Genomic DNA, 19674 nt, shown 5'->3' with positions numbered 1-19674 from the left:
ATCGCGATAGCGGGTGGGTTCCACGCAGGCCAACGCGACTGCGGGCAATGCCGCTGTGCGGAGGCGTCCAGAATCCGGATATCAGGTCGCGACCTTTTGTCCCATGAAGGCTGTGCTACGCACGTGGCACGGTTAAGCGTTTGAGGCCTTAGTCCGGTTGGATCAGTCGGTGATGCGGATGGCTAGCTGCGCGTGGGCGGTTCGCCAGAGATAATCGAACTTTCGGTTGTATCGCGCAGCCCATTCCATCAATGCACGATGCTCGCCATCGTCATACTCGCCCTGACTTTCCATGGCGTACTCGTCGAACAGGATGATTGTGCCGGGCGCGATGAGGTCATTCATGCCATCGAGAAGATCAAGGGTGGAGCTGTAAAGATCGGCATCCGCGTGGATAAATGCCAGTGGGGATGTGAACTGGTCACGCACCTCGGGAATGGTGTCGGAGAACCAGCCCGGATGGACGTGAATGGCATCGTTGTCGAACGTAGGGATGGATTCGGGCGGCAGTGAAAAAGCCCCTTTCTTGAATTGCCCGATCCAGTCCTCGGGAAGACCCTCGAAACTGTCGAACAGATGCAACTGGCGCCCACCGCGAAGAAAGTTCGCAATGAAGCGCGCGCATCGCCCTTCAAACACGCCGAACTGGGCGTAGTCGCCGGGCAGGGAGATTTCGGCGATAGCGGCGTGCAGCGATATCAGCTTGTAGCTGTACCACTTGTCCTCTTCCACATAGAGTGCGGGATAGCTGATTTCCCGCAGCCTAGACATCACTTCTTCTGCGGATCGGTTGGCCGTTGGGGGCATGAGGTGAATGCGCGTTGCCCGAAGGGGGTTCCATCATGGAGGAAGGCGCGCCGGCATGCCAAGCAACGGGGCGGGTGGATGGTGAGTTCTGAGACGCTGAGCACCGCGCATTGCTCGATTGAAGTGCCGCGCACGGGCGCTCCTTCGAGCATCTATGGCGTACCCAGTGGGTGCAGGTGGCAGTCCGGATCACCACCTAGGCAACGACTGCCGATCAGGCTGGGGGCAGACCCAGCACACAGCAGGATTGACCCAGGCTGCCGGCTTCCTTCATTTCGCGCCCATCATCCCAGCGGACCGGCTGGTCGAGCGGGATGTAGTTGTTGTTGCCGTCCAGCACTCGCTCCACCACCAGCCCCAGGTTCGAAGCCCAGGCATGGATTCCATCGCGGTCCATGAATTGGTTCAGCACCTTGTCGTGTCGCTCGTCCTTGAGCGAGGCTTCGAAGATGTTCCAGTGTGAGGGGATGCGGAATTCGAGGAACGAGAAGACGATCTTCCCGCCCGGCTTGAGCACGCGTTTCGCGTCACGCAGGTACCGATACGTCTCTTCGAACTGGAGGTGCGTGAAGACCGAGAAGAACACGATGAAATCCGCGGACTGGTCGGGTTCAGGAATCGTGGTCCCGGGCGCGGCATAGAAGCGCCAGTCGTCTCGCCCACAACGGCTCTGCGCGTACTGGAAAAGATCAGGCACCACGTCGATGCCGACATATTCGCCGGAAAGGTAGTTCGCAAGTTGCGAGGCCAGGCGCCCGCTGCCGCATCCGACGTCGATGATGCGGTGTTCCGGCAACAGGCCAAGATGCTTGAGCAACTGGAACTCGAGCGAGCCGACCGCCTCGTAGTCGCCACCCACGGCCAGCGCCATCGCTTCGCCCTCTTCGTGGGCGGCCATGAACTCCTTGCTGTGCTTCAAGTAGCTGGACAGGAAGTGCGGCAGTTTCATCTCGGAAGTCTCGTGTGTAAGGGGCGAAGAGCGCCTTCAGGATGCTGAGGCGTACGTGGGCGACCGAATCGCCTCCAGGCTGTCGACATCGAGGATGTCTGCCCGGACCAGGGGTCCCCAGCGGACAGCCTCGGCGTGACCGGTGCTGAGATTGTCGAGGACCGTGACGCGATGGCCTCTGGCGTCGAGAACCCTGGCCACGTGGGAACCGACGTAGCCGGCACCACCACACACAAGCAGATGCATTACAGCCTTCCCTGAAATCACTGGCCGCATTCTACCGGCTGCATCATGTGATGGCAGTCTTCGTCAGTCCTGCAACCCCGCCGCCACGCGCAACCGCCGTCGCGTCATCGGGCCGAAACGCAGGGCGTCCGACAGTCCCGACAGCATGTCGCTGTCGGCCTGGCCACGCACGTGGCCGGTGGCGATGTCGCCCAGCGGCGCATCCAGCGCGATGGTCGTGAGTTGACGCCACAGCAACGCCTGCTCGCGTTGTTCGCGCAGGCGAACCGCCATCGTGGCCGCGCCACGCAGTCGCAGGAAGGCGACTTCGTCCATGCGCGCCAGCAGCGTGTCCAGGTCGCCGAAATGCGCGAGCAGCACCGCGGCGGATTTCGCGCCGATGCCGCTCACGCCGGGAATGTTGTCCACGGCATCGCCGGTCAGCGCCAGGTAGTCGGCGATCTGCCGCGCCTCCACGCCGTGGCGTGCCTTCACGCCGGCCATGCCCCAGCGCTGGCCGCGCGCAAAATCCCACTGCTCGTCGTGTTCCTGCAGCAACTGCGACAGGTCCTTGTCGGCCGACACGATGACGCCGCGGAATCCCTGCGGACGCGCCGCGTGCAGGGCGCTGCCGATGAGGTCGTCCGCCTCGTACTCGCCGTGAGCCAGCACGCTCAGTCCGAGTGCGGCGCAGAGGGCCTTGCAGTGGGTGAACTGGCGGCGGAGTTCCTCCGGCGCGGGATCGCGGTTGGCCTTGTACGCCGGATAGAGGTGGTTGCGGAAACAGCTGTCCAGCGCCTCGTCGAACGCGATGGCGATGTGCGCAGGTCGCTCCTTCTCCAGCAACTCGAGGAGGAAACGCGCGAAGCCGTGAACCGCATTGGTCGGCCAGCCGTCGGCATCCTGGAATTCGTCCGGCATCGAATGCCAGGCGCGAAACACGTACAGGCTGGCATCGACCAGGTAGAGCGGGCGCGGGTGCAGCCCCTCAGGCATCGGGTGTCCACTCGCTCAGCAGTGCGGCGGGATCCGGGCGTTCCCGCTCGGGCGCCTGCAGCCGCGGCGTGCCGATGTGGATGAAGCCGGCGACCTTCTCGTTCGCGGCAAGGCCCAGCAGCTGCGAGACGTGATCGTCGTAGGCCATCCAGCCGGTCAGCCATTGCGCACCGAAGCCGCACGCCTGTGCCGCCTGCAACAGGGCAAAGCAGACGCTGCCGGCGGTGAGCAGCTGTTCCTGTTCGGGCACCTTGTGGCCGGGCGTCAGGCGCGCGACCACCGTGATGATGTCGGGCGCACTGGAGAAGCGGCCACGGTCCTTTTCCACGGCGGCATCGGGTGCATCCGGGTCGAGCGCGCGCGTGCGCGCGGCCAACCGGTCGCCCAGCGCGTGGCGTGCATCGCCGCGGATATGGATGAAACGGAACGGCACCAGCTTGCCGTGGTCCGGCACGCGCACGGCCGAGGCCAGCATGCGGGCCAGCGTGGCCGCATCGGGGCCGGGTTCACCCAGTTGCTTCGATGGCACGGAACGTCGCGCGTCCAGTACCTGCAGCAGGCTTTCAGTGGGCATCGAGTCGCCTTATAGTGGGATGCAGTACACAGTATCGATGCACGAGTTTAATCGCAGCGGACGCGTTACGGTCCGCTGGTACGCACGGAACCGTGAGTCGATACGGGCCGCCGTGGACAACCTGGCCGACCGAACGACGCAATGCCTGCTACGCCGCCGCCTCTTCCCACGTCAGGCCATCCGCTCGTCGAGTTGCTGCGCGAGGCGATGCAGGCGCCCTTGGAGGCGGCATTCACCGATGTGGTGGACGGACTGCGGCAGCCGATGCTGGACCGGCTGGAACGCATGGAGCTGGATCGTGGCCCTTACCTGGATGGCCTGCTGGCGCTCAAGGAGCGCAGGGAGGCGATCCTGCGCGGCTTCCGCGACGACATGGCCTCGGCTTGGCGCACGGCGTCGGCAGGCGAGGCGCCCACGGTGCGGTTCGGGCGGGAGCGCGACGAGGCGGGGCTTGGCCTGGTCGAAGAGGACGAACTGGACGTTCGGCTGGCGACCGAACAGTTGGCGGATGTCATCTCACGCGAATGGCAGTCCGAACTGCTGCGCCTCAATGGTTACCTGACATGGCTGGACATGGGGATCCGCCTGTCGCCCGACAGCGCGCCGTATTCGCCAGCGCGCATCGCGATGGCGGTGTATCGCGGCCTGACGGATGGGGCGCTGCCCGGCAACGTCCGCGCACTGGCGATGCAATGCTGCGCGCGCGAGTTCGTCGAACTCATCGGGCCGATCTACGAATCCATGCATGCGCGACTGGTGCGTCGCCTGGGGCCGCAGGACAGCACCGGTCCGCGCCTGCGCCGCGCGCAGGCGATCCCCAGTGCGGGTGACGAAGCGACGAGCGAGCCGGACTGGATGACGCGGTTCTTCGTGTCGTGGGACAACGGGGATGCCGATGCGCCGGTTGCGCCATCGGAGACCGGCACGCTGCCGCCGGCACTCCACCAGTTGCTGGAGGCGTCCCGGCATCGGCACGCGCGCGGCCCGAGTGCCACGGCGTCCCCGGCGGTGCGGACCTCGTTGTCGCAGCGCGAACTGGTGGTGGCGCTGACCCTGTTGCAGATCGCCGCGCCGGAGGTGCATGCCGAAGTGCTGGCCACGCCCGAGAAACTGAAGGCGGCCTTCAAGCGGCAGATCTTCCTGCATGCGGCGGGATTGGGTGTCGCGCCGGAAGCGGTGGCCATCTCCGATGCCGACGAGAACGTGGTCGACCTGGTCGGCATGCTGTTCGAGGTGATCTTCCGCGAGAGCCATCTCGGCCAGGACCAGATCCATGTACTGGGGCGACTGATGGCGCCGATGACCAAGGTCGCCCTGCAGGACCGCAAGCTGTTCCTGCAGGCCACGCATTCGGCGCGCCGCCTGCTGAACGTGCTGGTCGAAGCCTGCGACGGGAACCCCGGCGAGAACGAAGCGCAGCGCCTGCTGCTGGAAAAGGTAAGGGACACCGTACTGCGGCTGGTCGCGGATTTCGACGAAAGCCAGTCGGTGTTCCGCGTGGCGCGCACGGAGTTCAATGACTTCTACGCGCGCTATCGCAGCGAGGCGGACAAGGTCGAGCGCGCGCTGGCCGCCGAACAACAGGCGAAGGATGCCGAAGCCGCGGTCGTGGCGCAGTTTGCCGCAGACCTCGAGGCCAGGTTGCAGGCGCACGACATGCCCATGGCGGTGCGGCGGGTTCTGGTGGACGGTTGGCCGGCGTACGCGGCGCGCATGCAGGCTCTCAACAAGCCACGGGCGGCGCCGATGATGCTGGACGGTCTGCTCGAGGCGGTCGCGGTGGCGAACGATCGCGGTGACGTACGCGCCTGGCACGCGGCGCTGGATTGGCTGCAGCCGATGTGGATGGCCTCGGGGCAGGCGAAGGATGTCGTCGCGCGGCAGCGCGAGCAGCTCTTCGCCGCGCTCGTCGCGCCACGGGAGGATGCGCCGGTCGCCGCGGATGCGTCGCTGTCGCCCGCCGTGCCCGCGCCGTTGCTGCCCGGCTTGCTGGAGTCGCATGAACTGCAGGAAGGGCTGGGGCGGCAGGATCCGGTGATGACGGATTATTTCCAGCACTTGCGGGAGGGCAGCTGGCTGGATTTCGTCGACAAGGACAATCGCGTGCAGGCTGGCAGGCTGAGCTGGATCAGCCCGGTGTCGGGCCGCATGATGTTCGTCAATCGCGCAGGTGCGCGCATCTGCGTGGCATCGGTCCAGGAACTGGTGGTGATGGGGCAGCTCGGGCGCGTGCGGATGCACCGCGACGAGGATGCGTTCTACAGCGCCATGCAGGGGGTGGTGGACCGTCTGGTGGTCCCTGCATCGCCCTGACGCGGGCACGTTCGGGCGCCATGCAAGCCCTGTGCCGCAACGCTCTCCGATGAGGTAACGTGTTGCGCGGCATCAAACTGCCGAGGACGTCACGGTTGCCTGTCGGCCGGATTTCCTACGATGTCATCACGGATCCCCGTCCGTATCCCCCACCTTTCTTTCGCCCCCCCGGGCGGGGAACCCTGCGCATGTCGAATGTCCCGAACATCGCCGACCGCCCCGGGCGCGACACGCGCCTGCTGGAGCAGGCGCGCGACGCCGCCGTCCCGCCGCTGGTCGATGCCTTCGCGGTGGCGCTGGGGCGATTCGACGATGCCTTGTTCGACCGCGCCGAACGCGCCGGTCCTTCGCAGATGGCCTTCCTCGATGCGATGCGCGAACTGCGCCGTCGTCGCGAGGACATCATCGGGCGGTTCCGCGCCCAGTTGCAGCGGTCATGGAAGGCGCTCGAGGCCGGCCAGCCGTCGCCCGCCGAACGCGTGTTCGTGGAATCGGCGGACGACACCCTCAGCCTGGTGTCCGAGCAGGAGCTGGAGTCGCGCCTGGCCGTGCGCAATTTCGCCAGCGTCATCCAGCGCGAATGCAAGCCCGTGCTGGGGCGACTGGATCGCCGGCTCGGCTGGATCGCCGGCGATGTCACACTCGACAGCGACCTCAACCCGATCGGTCCGGAGCACATCGGCGTCGCCGTCCACCAGGCCTTCGTGGCCTGCGATCTGGCGCCCGACGTCCGGCTGGTGGTGATCAAGCTGTGCGAGCGCGACCTTGTACCTGCCATCGCCCGCATCTACGCGTCGCTGGACCAGCGCCTGATGCAGGTCGGCGTGATGCCGGAACTGCCTGCGCGCCGTCCGCCGGCCGCCGCCGCCGCATCGGTCGGTGAGGCCGCCCCGGACCTGGATGCCACGGGCGATGGTGAAGACCCCGGCGCGCCCGCATGGGCGGCCCGGTTCCTCAACCGCATGGCAGGCGTCAGCCGTGGTCTGCAGGCCACCCAGGCCGCGCCGGCTGCCCCCGGCTTCGGCGACGTGCCGCCGGGCTACGGGTCCGCACCCGGCGCACAGGGCGTGCTGCTGGAAGCCCTGCACCACCTGTTGCAGGAGTCGCGTCGCGGCCGGGATACCGGTGAGGCCCCAGAGGCGCGTGCCGTCGATCCCCGCCAGCGCGATCTGTCGCAGCGCGAGATGCTGTCGGTCCTGTCGCTACTGCAGGCCTCGCCCAGCGCCACGCTGCGCGCGGCGATCGGCGACACCGGCGAGTCGCTGTCGCAGCGGCTGAAGAACGAAGTGCTCAGCAGCGCCACCCAGTTGGGCGTGGATCCGTCGCAGGCGCGCCTGGCGCCGGTCGACGAGGATGCGATCGACCTGGTCGGCATGCTGTTCGACGTCATGCTCGACGAGCGCGACCTGGAAGGCCGTCCGCGCGAGCTGATCGGTCGCCTGGTGGTGCCGTTCGTGAAGGTGGCGCTGCTCGACCGCCGCATGTTCGTGCAGAAGACCCACCCGGCGCGCCGCCTGCTCAACGTGCTGGCCGAGGCCTGCGAGGGCAACAACGGCGAGAGCGCCGCCGAGCGCACGCTGCTGACCAAGGTCGAGGAAGTCGTCGACCGCCTGGTCGCCGAGTTCAACGAGAACCTGGCCATCTTCCTGACCTTGGAAGAAGAGTTCCGCGCGTACCTGGAACAGCACCGCCGCCGCATCGAGATCGCCGAGCGCCGTGCTGCCGAGATCCAGCGCGGCCAGGAGCGCCTGGAGGCCGCGCGTGCGCGCATGACCGCAGAACTGGACGAGCGCCTGGCCGACCGGCGTGTGCCGCAGGCGATCGAGGATTTCCTGCGCCAGCCCTGGGCCCATCACGTCACCATGGCGGTGTTGCGCGAAGGCGACGAAGGCGAAGGTCTGCGCGAATCGCTGGCCCTGGCCGATGGCGTGCTCGAGGAACTGACCGAGGCGCAGCGGCACGTGGTCGGCAAGCCGTGGTTGCAGGCGTGGCGATCGCAGATGCTCAAGGTGTTCGCCAGCGTCGGCATGAACCAGGACGCCGCCGCCGGTGCGGTCGATGCGTTGCACGACACGCTGCAGGCCGTGGCCGCCGCGCGTCCCGACCTGGAAAAAGCGTTGCCGGAACTGCCGCAGGTGGTGCTGCCCAAGCCTGTCGTCGACGAGGAGGCCACGCCCATCCACCTGGTGGCGGGGGCCGACACGCTCGATTTCGACCACAGCGACGCGGACCATTTCCGCGGTCTGCCGATCGGCACCTGGCTGGACTTCATCGACAAGGACAACCGGGTGCAGGCGGGCAAGCTGTCGTGGGTCAGCCCGATCTCCTCGCGTCTGCTGTTCGTCAACCGCCGCGGCGTGCGGTTCTGCGTCGCCTCGCCGGAAGAACTGGCGGCGATGGTGCGGCTGGGCCGCCTGCGTACGCACCAGAGCGAAGACGCGTTCGACAGCGCCATGCAGGGCGTGATCGAACGGCTCGAGCCGGTTCCCTCGGCCGCCGCGCCCGCCTGACCGGATGGCCTCCGCGCGGCGCTGCCGCGCTCTGTTAGCATCGCCCCACGGACGACCTAACGACGAGGGGCGCAATGGCGGTCGAAGTTCGGGTACTGAAGGAAACCGCTGCCGGCGAACGCCGCGTGGCCGCGACGCCGGAAACCGTCAAGAAGCTGATCGCCGCCGGCGCGCGCGTCGTCGTGGAGCATGGTGCCGGTGCCGACGCCGGCTTCGTCGACACGGCCTACACCGACGCGGGTGCCGAACTGGGCGACGACCAGGCACGAGGCAGTGCGGACCTGGTGTTGTGCGTGCAGCCGCCGTCAGCGGAGGCGATCGGTGGTTTGAAGTCCGGTGCGACGTTGGTCGGCGTGCTGCAACCGTCGGCCGATCCCGCGCGCACCGCTGCCCTGCAGGCGAAGGGCATCCAGGCATTCCCGCTGGAACGGTTGCCGCGCACGACGCGCGCGCAGGCGATGGACGTGCTCAGTTCGCAGGCCGGCATGGCCGGTTACAAGGCGGTGCTGATCGCCGCGCAGCTCGCGCCGCGCTTCTTCCCGATGCTAACGACCGCCGCGGGCACGATCCGCCCGTCGAAGGTGCTGATCGTGGGTGCCGGTGTCGCAGGCCTGCAGGGCGTGGCCACGGCCAAGCGCCTCGGTGCGCAGGTCGAAGGCTTCGACGTGCGTCCGGAGACGCGCGAACAGATCGAATCGCTGGGCGGCAAGTTCCTCGACCTCGGCGTCAGCGCGGCGGGCGAGGGCGGCTACGCGCGCCAGCTGACGGAAGAGGAGCGCGCGCTGCAGCAGCAGCGCCTGGCCGATCACCTGAAAGGCATCGATGTGGTGGTCTGCACCGCGGCCGTGCCGGGCCGGCCCGCGCCGAAGATCATCACCACCGCGATGGTCCAGGGGATGAAGCCGGGCAGCGTCATCGTCGATCTCGCCGCCGAGACCGGCGGCAACTGCGAACTGACGCGACCGGGCGAGACCTACGCGCACGACGGCGTGACGATCGCCGGTCCGCTCAACCTCGCCAGCCTCGGCGCCGTGCACGCCAGCGAGATGTACGCGCGCAACGTGTTGAACTTCGTCGCGCTGTTCGTCAAGGAGGGCGCGCTGCAGTTCGACTGGGACGACGAACTGCTGGCGAAGACCGTCTGGCCCGACCGCGAGGCGCGCGCGGCGGTCGCCTGACATGTCGCCGATGATGGTGTTCGCCTATCTCGCGATCGCGCTGCTGTTCGCGCTGATCTTCACCGTCGAAGTCATCGCGCCCGCGTCGAAGTCCCATTGCGATCGTCGCTGGATGATCCTGGCGGGCTCCCTGAACATCGTCCAGGCCGCCGCCGCGCTGGCCACGGGCCACCTGTTCGGCGACTGGTTTTCGCGGCACGCCCTGCTGTCGCTGGCGGACCGCATCGACCCGGTGACAGGGGGCGTGCTCACGTTCCTGCTCGCCAGCCTCATCGCCTACGGGTGGCATCGCGCCGCGCACCGGGTCCCGTTCCTGTGGCGAACGTTCCACCAGATCCACCACAGTCCGCGCCGCATCGAATCGCTGACGGCCTTCTTCGCGCATCCACTGGACGCAGTGGCGGCGACCTTCATCACCTGCCTGAGCGCTTACTGGCTGCTAGGGCTGACGCCGTTGTCCGCCATCGTCGCGTTGCTGCTGGTCAGCGCCTTCAACCTCTACATCCATTCGGACACGCGCTCGCCGCGCTGGATCGGCTGGTTCGTCCAGCGCCCCGAGATGCATCGCGTGCACCATCAAGCCGGGCATCACGCCGACAACTACGGCCTGCCGCTGTGGGATCTGCTGTTCGGCACGTGGAAAAACCCGCGCGAGCGGGTCCGGGATTGCGGATTCGATGCCGAGCGCGAACGTCGGATCTACGACATGCTGCTGATGCGGGACGTGCACGCCGACTGAGCGGCGTGCCGGATGCCGTCAGGGCGTCGGGCGCCGGTCGCGATCGCGTCGCGGCGGCGCGTTGTCGCGCATCCAGGCCTCGCGCTGTGCGGGTGTCATCTTCTTCCATTGCTCGCGCAATGCGTCCCGCTGCTCGGGCGTGAGCGCCTTCATGTGGCCGTAAAGCGCGCGCGCCTCGCGGCGCTGGTCGGGGTTCATGTCCTCGAAGCGCTTCATGCCATGGCGGGCCTGCGCGCGCTGCTCGGGGGTCATGGCCTGCCAGCGCTGCGCGCGTTCCAGCATGCGGGCACGATCTTCCGGTTCGCGGTTCCAGCGGTCGCGCACGGGTGCGATCAGCGCCTCCCGCTGTTGCGGCGTCAGCTTGTCCCACGCCGGCAGGGGGGCAGGGGATGCCTGTGCGAACGCTTGACCGGCGGCGAACACCAGGCCGAGGGCGAGGATACGAAGGACAGGGACCTTCATCGGGTCGACTCCATGGCAAGGGGCTGTGCATCGGCGGATGCCAGCCACAGGTAAAGATCGGGATCTTCGTCGAACGTGCCGGCGACCCCCAGTTCGTCCACGATGGCGTCGCCATCGGACGGGACGGCGGCGACGGGCGCCGACGCGGGAACCGTGGGGGTGCGGGGCAGCCATTGCAGGCCGATGCCCACCGCCAACACCGCCGAGAACGCGGTGGCCGTCAACCAGCGCCACGTACGGCCATGGCCGACGGGCGACGCCTGCAGGCCGGCCTCATGGCGCGCGGCGCGCAACCGCATCAGCGTCTGCGGCGATACCTGGGCCAGGGCGGCCTGATGCAGGCGCCGGGCCTGCGGGTCCATGCCATGGCCGTTGTCGTGGTTCATCGGAATTCCTCCAGTTGCCGTTGCAGGGCGTCGCGCGCGCGGGACAGATGGGTCTTCACCGATCCTTCCGAGCAGCCCATGGCGCGCGCCGTGTCGGCGACGTCCAGTTCTTCGAGTACGCGCAAGGTGAATGCCTCGCGTTGCCGGTTGGGCAGGGCGCGCAGGGCCTGCACCAGTCGTGCGTAGGCTTCGCGCTGGTCATGCGTCTGTGCGGGGCCGGCACCGTGGTCCGGTGCCCAGTCCACCGGGCTTTCTTCGCCGCGGTCGCCGGTCGGCAGCAGCCAGCGCAGCCGGAAACCGGCGCGACGCTGCATGTCGATGATGCGCCGGCGCAGGATGCTCCAGAACAGCGGTGACCACTCGGCCGCCGGATGCTCGCGGTAGGCCAGCATCTTCATCATCGCGTCCTGCACGGCATCCAGCGCATCCTCGCGATGGCGCAGGCCGGCCTCGGCGAAGCGGAACGCCCGCGGTCCGATGTCGGCCAGGAACAGGTCCAGCGTCGCCGCCAGCGGACTGGGCGACGACGCGTCGGGCAACGGGCTTGATGCGGTGCTCACCAACATAGCTTAGCGGCCGGCGCCGTGAATCAGCCGCGACGGTCGAGGCGACGATCGATGCGGTCGCCGCGATGGTCCCAGCGTGCCTCGGCGCGCTCGCCCTTGCGGTCCAGCCGCGCATCGACACGGTCGCCCCGGCGCTCCAGGCGGTTGGCGAGGTGCGGACGGCCATGCTGGTCGGCCCACTGCGCACGGCGGTCGAACTGGCGCTCGATGCGGACCCCACGCGCGTCCAGCCGGTATTCGATGCGCTCGCCCTTGCGGTCCAGGCGCTGGTCGATGCGATCGCCACGATCGCCGGCAATGGCGGTCCCGGTGGCGGCAAGCAGCAGGATGGTCAGGCCCAGCAACGACATGCGCTTCATGGTCGGCTCCTTCGTGGGGTGGGTGTTGCAGGCACGGAAACGCCCGAGGTGGCCGGAGGTTGACGCGGTGGCGCCACCCACCGCCGGGTTCAGGTGCGGTTATGATGCGGAAGCACCGGGCAGCGCCCGTGCATCGACAACGTGGACAGGATGGGGGAGCGGATGAGCGACGGGTTCGTGGCGCTGTACATCTTCATGCTGGCGGCCATCGCCGGCCACGTGATCATTTCGCGGGTGCCGGTGATCCTGCACACGCCGCTGATGTCCGGCTCCAACTTCATCCACGGCATCGTGCTGATCGGCGCGATGGTCGTGCTGGGCCATGCCGACACGACGCTGGAGAAGGCCATCGGCTTCATTGCTGTGCTGCTGGGTGCGGGCAACGCCGCCGGCGGTTACGTGGTCACCGAGCGCATGCTGGAGATGTTCAAGAGCAGCAAGCCGCCGGCGGGTGGCAAGTGAGCAGCGCTGCCCTGATGCCTGCACGCCAGCGTTGGTCGGTCCGGGATGTCTTCCAGTGGGGGAGCTATCTGCAGTACCCCGCGTTGCTGGTCGCGCTGGGCTACATGGCCAAGTCGGCCTGGTCGATCGCGGCCGTATCCACGGCCAGCTGGTCGCCGGTCTACGACGACTGGAACTACGCGTTGCTGTATGCCGGCGTGGGCATCGGCCTGTCCTCGCTGCAGGACCCCACGCGCACGCAGAACGAGATGTCGCGCCGCGTCTGGCAGGACCCGCGGAAGGGGCGCTGGATGCTGGCACTGCTCGCGTTCTATGCGTTCGGTGCGATGGCTGGCGGGCTGGCAGGGGCGTACCTGGCCGATACCACCGCGGTGAACCAGCTCTCGCTCGGCCTGGTGGCCTTCGGACTCGGCATGGTCGGCCTGCTCAAGACAGCCATCGAAATGCGTGAACACCATCGGTTGGACAAGCAATCCGCGTCGTCGTCGGAAGGGAGCCGGGCATGAGTGCGTTGACACTGGTGAAGCTGAGCTATTTCGTCGCGGCCACGCTGTTCCTGCTCGGCCTGCAGCGCATGGCCAGCCCCAAGACCGCGCGCAGCGGCATCCAGTGGGCGGGTGCCGGCATGTTGATCGCCACCATCGCGACGTTCTTCCTGCCTGGGCTGCACAACATCGGCCTGATGATCGCGGCCATCGTGATCGGCGTGGGCCTCAACTGGATCTGGGGCAAGAAGGTCGCCATCACCGACATGCCGCAGATGGTCGCGCTGTTCAACGGCATGGGCGGCGGTTCGGCCGCGGCCATCGGCGCGGTGGAACTGGTGCGCTATTCGTCGGGGGAACTCGCGCCGTCGACCTTCACTCTGTCGCTGGCGGTGATCGGCGCGCTGATCGGCGCGGTCTCGCTGACCGGCTCGGTGATCGCCTGGGCCAAGCTCGACGGGCGCATGGACAAGCGCTACACCTTCCCCGGCCAGCAGTGGTTCAACGCGCTGGTCGCGCTGGCCGCGGTGGTCTGCGGCGTGATGGCGCTGACCACGCTGGCGATGCCGTGGATCATCGCCTTCTTCGTGCTGTCGCTGGCGCTGGGCGTGCTGATGACGCTGCCCATCGGCGGCGCCGACATGCCGGTGGTGATCTCGCTGTACAACGCGTTCACCGGCCTGGCCGTCGCGTTCGAGGGCTATGTGCTGGGCAACGAGGCGCTGATCATTGCCGGCACCATGGTCGGCGCGGCCGGCATGCTGCTGACGCGTCTGATGGCCAAGGCGATGAACCGCAAGATCACCAACGTGCTGTTCTCCAACTTCGGTGGCGGCAGTGCGGCGATGCAGGAGATCGGCGGTTCGATGAAACCCATCGAAGCGGCCGATGTCGCCGCGATGATGGCCTACGCCGAACGCGTGGTGATCGTGCCGGGTTACGGCCTGGCGGTGGCGCAGGCGCAGCACAAGATCTGGGAGCTGACGCAGAAGCTGATGGATCGCGGGGTCAAGGTGAAGTTCGCCATCCACCCGGTCGCCGGCCGCATGCCGGGCCACATGAACGTGCTGCTCGCCGAAGCGGGCGTGCCGTACGACCTGATCGCCGACATGGACGACATCAACCCCGAGTTCGCCAACACCGACGTGTCGCTGGTGATCGGCGCCAACGACGTGGTGAATCCGGTGGCGAAGACCGATCCCGCGTCGCCGATCTACGGCATGCCGATCCTCGATGTGGTCAATTCGAAGAACACTATCGTCATCAAGCGCGGCAAGGGCACCGGGTTCGCCGGCATCGAAAATGCGCTGTTCTACGCCGACAACACCCGCATGCTCTACGGCGACGGCAGCGAGATGGCGAATGCGCTGGTCAGCGAACTGAAGGCGCTGGACGGCGGGCACTGAAGGCGCGGCGGATACTGCCCGCCGGCCACGCTCAGTATCGCCGCGCCTTGCGCGCGAACCAGGCGCAGAGCACGCCGATGAGCGCATGGGCAACGACACTGCTGGCCACCCATGCAGTGTCCGCGAAGCTCGGCTCGCCGGCGGCAGACAGCGGCAACACGATGAAGTTCATCGCCAGGTACAGCGCCACGCCGTAGGCGCTGCCGCAGATCCATGGATGGCGGAGTAGCGCTGGCCACCCGCCCGCCGCCGCCCAGTAGGCGAGTACGAAGGTACTGGCGATCAGGTAGTGCGACAGCGCGCCCACAACGGCACTGTGCAGCCCCATTTCGCGGCTCTGCGCGCCGTACCAGCCGGCGGCGATCGAGTGCAGGATGCCGGTGAAGGTGGCGCCGCGCGGTGCCCAGAAGCCGAAGGCGAAGAGCAGGTCCAGCGTTCCGATCAGCAAGCCGCCACCGACCAGCAGGGGAAGCGCGGGGGCGAGCCGATGTTTCATGCGTATGTCCCTGCGACGGAGGATGGCGAAGGGCGTGGTGCGAATTCCGGCACTGCCCTCAGCGCGTCCACCAGGCCGCCAGCAGCGGGGCCGCCACCAGTGCCACTACGTCCAGCGGCGTGGTGGTGAGGGAGATCAGTGTCCAGCCATGGTGCGCACCCAGCCGCAGGGCGGATTCCCATGGACTGAGTCCGAGCGCGAACCCGAGCTGGGTCGCGGGCACCGTCCACAGCGCCATCGCCGAGATCGCGACGGTGACCCCTGCGGCCAGCACCGCGCGGCGCGTGCCGGCAGCCATCCCGCCCAGGCGCAGCACCAGCACCACGTCGAGCGCGACCAGCAGGGCCATCCAGCCGGTCTGGCGCTGCAGGTAGAGCGCCAGCGACACCCAGATCACCAGCACGCAGGCGCTGGCCACGACGAGCATCACGGGGAGCAGCCAGCGGGGGATGCGACGCGGGGCGGGGGACATGGAGACTCCGGCAGGGCCGCCAAGGATAGGGCCTGAACGCGACCGCCGGGGTGCGGGGGCTACAATAGGCCGTCTTGCAGCGCCCCACGCGCGCCCCCATCTGGTCTGGCATGTACTCCCGCAGCAGCGAACCCGTCCAATTCTCCCGCGACTGCGCCGCCGTGCTGGTGCCGCAGGGCGAACTCGTCACCCTGCCGGCCGGCAGCTATGGCTACATCACCCAGGCACTGGGCGGCAGCTATACGGTCTTCGTCGAAGGCAACCTGTTCCGCATCGCGGGCAAGGATGCCGACGCGATCGGCAAGGAGCCCACCGAGCCGCTGTCGCTGCCCGACAACGCCAGCGATGAAGAGGTCGAGGCGCTGGTCTGGAACCAGCTGCGCACCTGCTTCGATCCGGAAATCCCGTTCAACATCGTCGACCTCGGCCTGGTGTACGAGGCCAACCTCACCACCCGCGACGACGGCCAGCGCGGCGTCGAGGTGAAGATGACGCTGACCGCGCCCGGCTGCGGCATGGGCGAGATCCTGGTCGATGACGTACGCAGCAAGCTGGAAATGATCCCCACCATCGCCGAGGCCGACGTCGACCTGGTGTTCGATCCGCCGTGGGGCCGCCACATGATGTCCGATGCCGCCAAGCTGGAAACCGGCATGCTCTGAGCCCCCGGCTCGTCCCTTGCAGAACCCGTCAGGAAGGAAGAGATGAACGTGATGAACGCCGCCCCGTTGACCTACCGCGTGACCCGCTCCGACAAGGCCCGCACCGCGGCCGAGCGCGACGCCATCCTCGCCAATCCCGGGTTCGGCCTGCACTTCACCGACCACATGGTCGCCATCACCTGGGACAAGGCGCAGGGCTGGCACGACGCCGAAGTGCGCGCCTACGGTCCGCTGTCGCTCGACCCGGCCGCCTCGGTGCTGCATTACGGCCAGGAGATCTTCGAAGGCATCAAGGCCTACCGCCATGCCGACGGCTCCATCTGGACCTATCGCCCCGATGCCAACGGTGCGCGCCTGCAGCGCTCGGCCGCGCGCCTGGCGCTGCCGCAGCTGCCGGTCAACGAATTCGTCGAGTCGCTGCGCCAGCTGGTCGCCATCGACGGCGACTGGGTGCCGTCGGCGCCCGAGACCAGCCTGTACTTCCGTCCCTTCATGATCGCCACCGAGGCCTTCCTCGGTGTGCGCGCCGCGCAGCAGGCCGGTTACTACGTCATCGCCAGTCCCGCCGGCGCGTACTTCGCCAAGGGCGTGGCGCCGGTGTCGATCTGGCTGTCCGAGGACTATGCGCGTGCGGGCAAGGGCGGCACCGGTGCCGCCAAGTGCGGCGGCAACTACGCCGCCTCGCTGCTGCCGCAGCAGGAAGCACAGGCGCAGGGCTGCTCGCAGGTGCTGTTCCTCGATCCGGTCGAAGGCAAGTACCTGGAAGAGCTGGGCGGCATGAATGTGTTCCTGGTCTACAAGGACGGCCGCATCGCCACGCCGGAACTGTCGGGCAGCATCCTGGAAGGCATCACCCGCGACAGCATCATCCAGATCGCACGCGACCGCGGCCACACCGTCGAAGAGCGCAGGATTTCCATCGACGAGTGGAAGCAGGGCGTCGCCTCGGGCGACATCGTCGAAGTGTTCGCCTGCGGCACCGCTGCGGTAATCACGCCGATCGGCCAGCTGAAGGGCCGCGGTTTCGAAGTCGGCGACATCAACGCGCCGGCCGGCGAGGTGACGATGGGCATCCGCAAGGAACTCACCGACATCCAGTACGGCCGCCTGCCGGATCGCCACGGCTGGCTGGTGAAGCTGCGCGACTGATCCGCAACGCGTCGCAGAAAAAAGCCCGCTGACAAGCGGGCTTTTTTTATGCAGAGAAGAAGCAGTGATGCGAATAAAAAATTCGCACTCATCACGCGCACGACACGTAAATGAATCTACGCGGCGATGTCTACCGGTGACCATCGCTTCATGCATGTATTCCGATGATTACGTTTGCAACATGTCGTTGCGAACTGTGTCTTTCATCGCTGATTCACGTGGTCGCAAACCGATAGCGTCGCTGTACGCCCTGCATCGCAGCGCGTTCATCCGGTCGAACGCAACAGCCTGTCCACCCCCTCGTACCTGCCCAGCGCCCTCGACCGGGTTATTGCCGCATTGGCGGCTTTTCATTTCATCTTTGAGGGAGAGTCTGATGTCCGGATTTGCAAAGCGTGGTTCGCGTGTGCGCCTGCTGTGCCTGTCGTCCGCCGTGCTCGCGTCGTTGTACGCGCTGCCGGCGATGGCCGGTCGCGTCGACATGAGCGGCTTGCAGGTGGAAGAACCCGGCGGCTACGACCGTTTCATCGTGAAGTACCGCGACGGCAGTACGGAAAGCACCAATGCGACGCAGCTGCAGCGCTCGCTGAGTACGGCGGCCAGTACGGGCGTCGCCAAGCGCGGCGGCCGTGCGCTGGGGCTGGAGAAGTTGCGTCGCCTGGCCGCCGGTGGTGCGGACGTCGTGCGCGCCGACCGCAAGCTGGACCGCGTGGAAGCCGAATCGCTGATGCGCCAGCTGGCTGCGGATCCGAATGTCGAATACGTCGAAGTCGACCAGCGCATGTACGCCGTGCTGACCCCGAACGATGCGCGCCTGTCCGAGCAATGGGGCTTCGGCACCACCGCCTCCGGCATCAACGTGCGTCCGGCCTGGGACAAGTCCACCGGTGCGGGCGTGGTGGTCGCGGTGATCGACACCGGCATCACCAACCATGCCGACCTCAACGCGAACATCCTGCCGGGCTACGACTTCATCAGCGACACGTTCGTCTCGCGCGACGGCAACGGCCGCGATTCCAACCCGAACGACGAAGGCGACTGGAACCCGGTGGCGAACGAGTGCTACAGCGGCTCGCCGGTCAGCAATTCCAGCTGGCACGGCACGCATGTGGCGGGCACGGTGGCGGCGGTGACCAACAACAGCACCGGCGTGGCCGGTACCGCGTTCGGTGCGAAGGTCGTGCCGGTGCGCGTGCTGGGCCGCTGCGGTGGCCTGACCTCGGACATCGCCGATGCGATCACCTGGGCCTCGGGCGGTACGGTGAGCGGTGTGCCGGCGAACGCCAATCCGGCCGAAGTCATCAACATGTCGCTCGGCGGCGGCGGTACCTGTTCGGCCACCTACCAGAACGCGATCAACGGTGCGGTCGGTCGCGGCACCACGGTGGTGGTGGCGGCGGGCAACAGCAACGCCAACGTGTCCACCGCGGTGCCGGCGAACTGCCCGAACGTCATCGCCGTGGCGGCGACGACCTCGGCCGGTTCGCGCGCCAGCTTCTCCAACTACGGTACGGGCATCGATATCTCGGCGCCGGGTGCGAGCATCCTGTCCACGCTCAACACCGGCACCACCACGCCGGGCAGCGCCAGCTACGCGTCGTACAACGGTACGTCGATGGCGGCGCCGCATGTGGCCGGCGTGGTCGCGCTGATGCAGGCCGCGGCTCCGTCGCCCCTGACGCCGGCGCAGGTGGAGACCATCATCAAGAACACGGCGCGTCCGTTGCCGGGCACGTGTTCGGGTGGCTGCGGGGCGGGCATCGTGAATGCGGACGCGGCGGTGGTCGCGGCGCAGGGTGGTACGCCGCCGGTGGGTGGCGTGCAGACGTACACCAACGGCACCGACGTCAACATCCCGGACAACAACACGACGGGCGTGACCAGCACCATCGCGGTGTCGGGTCGGACGGGCAATGCGCCGAGCAATGCGCAGGTGGCGGTCAACATCGTGCACACGTACAAGGGCGACCTGATCGTCGACCTGCTGGCGCCGGACGGGTCGGTGTATGTGCTGCACAACCGCACGGGCGGCAGTGCAGACAACATCAACCAGACGTATACGGTGAACCTGTCCAGCGAAGCGCTCAACGGTTCGTGGCGCCTGCGTGCGCGTGACCGTGCGGCGGCTGATACCGGCTACATCAACAGCTGGAGTATCACTTTCTGAGGATTGCGCTCTGAGGGAGTGCGCAGGGATGTGCAGGAAGAACCCCGGCTTTGGCCGGGGCTTTTCTTTTCTATGTCGCCGTCTATCGTCAGATTGGATGTTTGTGAATTTCACATTCACTGTGACGGAGGATAGCCGGAAGAACCTGTCTTCCATCCTTCATAAATGCGTTTCTCTTGAATGCGGTGTAGATAGCAACAGAGGATGTGCGCCTCGACGAAGTGGACGGCGCTATCGATTGATACGAAAGGAATTGCGGCAATCGACAGGAGGTTGTAGGGAATGACGAAACTACTCTTGGCCTCATTCTG

At 67.2% G+C, this 19674-nt stretch carries 21 protein-coding genes; 10 read left to right on the top strand and 11 right to left on the bottom strand.

Annotated elements, in window-relative coordinates; all coding sequences use genetic code 11:
* Positions 1–162: 162 nt before the first annotated feature.
* From IB230_RS12245 to IB230_RS12225, 5 genes are all read right to left on the bottom strand, one after another.
* Positions 163–807 (bottom strand): TylF/MycF/NovP-related O-methyltransferase, encoded by a 645-nt coding sequence (locus tag IB230_RS12245; protein WP_192272547.1) that lies wholly within the window; start codon positions 805–807, stop codon positions 163–165.
* Positions 808–1021: 214 nt separating this feature from the next.
* The gene (locus IB230_RS12240) at positions 1022–1756 is read right to left on the bottom strand and encodes a class I SAM-dependent methyltransferase (RefSeq protein ID WP_192272545.1); all 735 of its coding nucleotides are present in this window, start codon (positions 1754–1756) and stop codon (positions 1022–1024) included.
* Between the two features lie 36 nt (positions 1757–1792).
* Entirely contained in the window at positions 1793–2002 is a 210-nt protein-coding gene (locus IB230_RS12235) for an NAD-dependent epimerase/dehydratase family protein (protein ID WP_192272543.1), read from the bottom strand.
* 63 nt (positions 2003–2065) lie between these two features.
* Positions 2066–2977: a 5'-3' exonuclease H3TH domain-containing protein gene (locus IB230_RS12230; RefSeq protein WP_192272541.1), complete on the bottom strand. Its 912-nt coding sequence runs from the start codon at positions 2975–2977 to the stop codon at positions 2066–2068.
* Positions 2970–3551 (bottom strand): nitroreductase, encoded by a 582-nt coding sequence (locus tag IB230_RS12225; protein WP_192272539.1) that lies wholly within the window; start codon positions 3549–3551, stop codon positions 2970–2972. Before IB230_RS12225 ends, IB230_RS12230 begins: the two co-directional genes overlap by 8 nt.
* A 141-nt stretch (positions 3552–3692) precedes the next feature.
* Between IB230_RS12225 and IB230_RS12220 the strand changes: the two genes are divergently transcribed.
* From IB230_RS12220 to IB230_RS12205, 4 genes are all read left to right on the top strand, one after another.
* A complete protein-coding gene (locus tag IB230_RS12220) occupies positions 3693–5864 on the top strand; it encodes a DUF1631 family protein (RefSeq protein WP_192272537.1) in 2172 nt (723 codons plus the stop codon).
* Positions 5865–6052: 188 nt separating this feature from the next.
* Complete coding sequence (locus IB230_RS12215; protein ID WP_192272535.1) at positions 6053–8374, top strand: DUF1631 domain-containing protein; 2322 nt, start codon at positions 6053–6055, stop codon at positions 8372–8374.
* Positions 8375–8448: 74 nt separating this feature from the next.
* Positions 8449–9552: an NAD(P) transhydrogenase subunit alpha gene (locus tag IB230_RS12210; protein WP_192272533.1), complete on the top strand. Its 1104-nt coding sequence runs from the start codon at positions 8449–8451 to the stop codon at positions 9550–9552.
* A 1-nt stretch (position 9553) separates the two neighbouring features.
* Positions 9554–10291 carry a sterol desaturase family protein gene (locus IB230_RS12205; RefSeq protein WP_192272531.1) on the top strand — a complete coding sequence of 246 codons (738 nt, stop codon included), beginning with the start codon at positions 9554–9556 and terminating at the stop codon, positions 10289–10291.
* Between the two features lie 18 nt (positions 10292–10309).
* On the opposite strand, the gene IB230_RS12200 is transcribed toward IB230_RS12205, so the two are convergent.
* The 4 genes from IB230_RS12200 to IB230_RS12185 are packed head-to-tail and all read right to left on the bottom strand — an operon-like array spanning position 10310 to position 12064.
* A complete protein-coding gene (locus IB230_RS12200) occupies positions 10310–10753 on the bottom strand; it encodes a DUF3106 domain-containing protein (RefSeq protein ID WP_192272529.1) in 444 nt (147 codons plus the stop codon).
* Positions 10750–11139: a hypothetical protein gene (locus IB230_RS12195; RefSeq protein ID WP_225589503.1), complete on the bottom strand. Its 390-nt coding sequence runs from the start codon at positions 11137–11139 to the stop codon at positions 10750–10752. The genes IB230_RS12200 and IB230_RS12195 overlap by 4 nt, the downstream gene beginning before the upstream one ends.
* A complete protein-coding gene (locus tag IB230_RS12190; protein ID WP_192272527.1) occupies positions 11136–11705 on the bottom strand; it encodes an RNA polymerase sigma factor in 570 nt (189 codons plus the stop codon). The genes IB230_RS12195 and IB230_RS12190 overlap by 4 nt, the downstream gene beginning before the upstream one ends.
* Positions 11706–11728: 23 nt before the next feature.
* On the bottom strand, positions 11729–12064 hold the full coding sequence (locus IB230_RS12185) for a hypothetical protein (protein WP_192272525.1): 336 nt from the start codon (positions 12062–12064) through the stop codon (positions 11729–11731).
* Positions 12065–12226: 162 nt separating this feature from the next.
* On the opposite strand from IB230_RS12185, the gene IB230_RS12180 reads away from it, so the two are divergent.
* Genes IB230_RS12180 through IB230_RS12170 form a run of 3 tightly spaced genes read left to right on the top strand, consistent with a single transcriptional unit; the run spans position 12227 to position 14417 of the window.
* The gene (locus tag IB230_RS12180) at positions 12227–12526 is read left to right on the top strand and encodes an NAD(P) transhydrogenase subunit alpha (RefSeq protein WP_192272524.1); all 300 of its coding nucleotides are present in this window, start codon (positions 12227–12229) and stop codon (positions 12524–12526) included.
* The gene (locus IB230_RS12175) at positions 12523–13032 is read left to right on the top strand and encodes a hypothetical protein (RefSeq protein ID WP_192272523.1); all 510 of its coding nucleotides are present in this window, start codon (positions 12523–12525) and stop codon (positions 13030–13032) included. Before IB230_RS12180 ends, IB230_RS12175 begins: the two co-directional genes overlap by 4 nt.
* A complete protein-coding gene (locus tag IB230_RS12170; RefSeq protein WP_192272522.1) occupies positions 13029–14417 on the top strand; it encodes an NAD(P)(+) transhydrogenase (Re/Si-specific) subunit beta in 1389 nt (462 codons plus the stop codon). The genes IB230_RS12175 and IB230_RS12170 overlap by 4 nt, the downstream gene beginning before the upstream one ends.
* A gap of 31 nt (positions 14418–14448) precedes the next feature.
* On the opposite strand, the gene IB230_RS12165 is transcribed toward IB230_RS12170, so the two are convergent.
* Both IB230_RS12165 and IB230_RS12160 read right to left on the bottom strand, forming a co-directional pair.
* Positions 14449–14913 carry a hypothetical protein gene (locus IB230_RS12165; RefSeq protein WP_192272521.1) on the bottom strand — a complete coding sequence of 155 codons (465 nt, stop codon included), beginning with the start codon at positions 14911–14913 and terminating at the stop codon, positions 14449–14451.
* A 58-nt stretch (positions 14914–14971) separates the two neighbouring features.
* Positions 14972–15385, bottom strand: coding sequence for a hypothetical protein (locus tag IB230_RS12160; RefSeq protein ID WP_192272520.1), 414 nt, complete (start codon positions 15383–15385; stop codon positions 14972–14974).
* 110 nt (positions 15386–15495) lie between these two features.
* Here IB230_RS12160 and sufT point away from each other — a divergent pair, with 110 nt between their 5' ends.
* The 3 genes from sufT to IB230_RS12145 all read left to right on the top strand — a co-directional run bounded on the left by sufT (position 15496) and on the right by IB230_RS12145 (position 19363).
* The gene (gene sufT, locus IB230_RS12155) at positions 15496–16047 is read left to right on the top strand and encodes a putative Fe-S cluster assembly protein SufT (RefSeq protein ID WP_192272519.1); all 552 of its coding nucleotides are present in this window, start codon (positions 15496–15498) and stop codon (positions 16045–16047) included.
* 51 nt (positions 16048–16098) lie between these two features.
* Complete coding sequence (locus IB230_RS12150) at positions 16099–17196, top strand: branched-chain amino acid aminotransferase (protein ID WP_192273913.1); 1098 nt, start codon at positions 16099–16101, stop codon at positions 17194–17196.
* A gap of 376 nt (positions 17197–17572) precedes the next feature.
* Entirely contained in the window at positions 17573–19363 is a 1791-nt protein-coding gene (locus tag IB230_RS12145; protein WP_192272518.1) for a S8 family serine peptidase, read from the top strand.
* Positions 19364–19674 lie beyond the last annotated feature (311 nt).

The organism is Pseudoxanthomonas sp. PXM01 (genome assembly GCF_014851815.1).
In the GTDB taxonomy this organism is placed as follows: Bacteria; Pseudomonadota; Gammaproteobacteria; order Xanthomonadales; family Xanthomonadaceae; genus Pseudoxanthomonas_A.
This window is presented reverse-complemented; position numbering and strand designations above follow the sequence as displayed.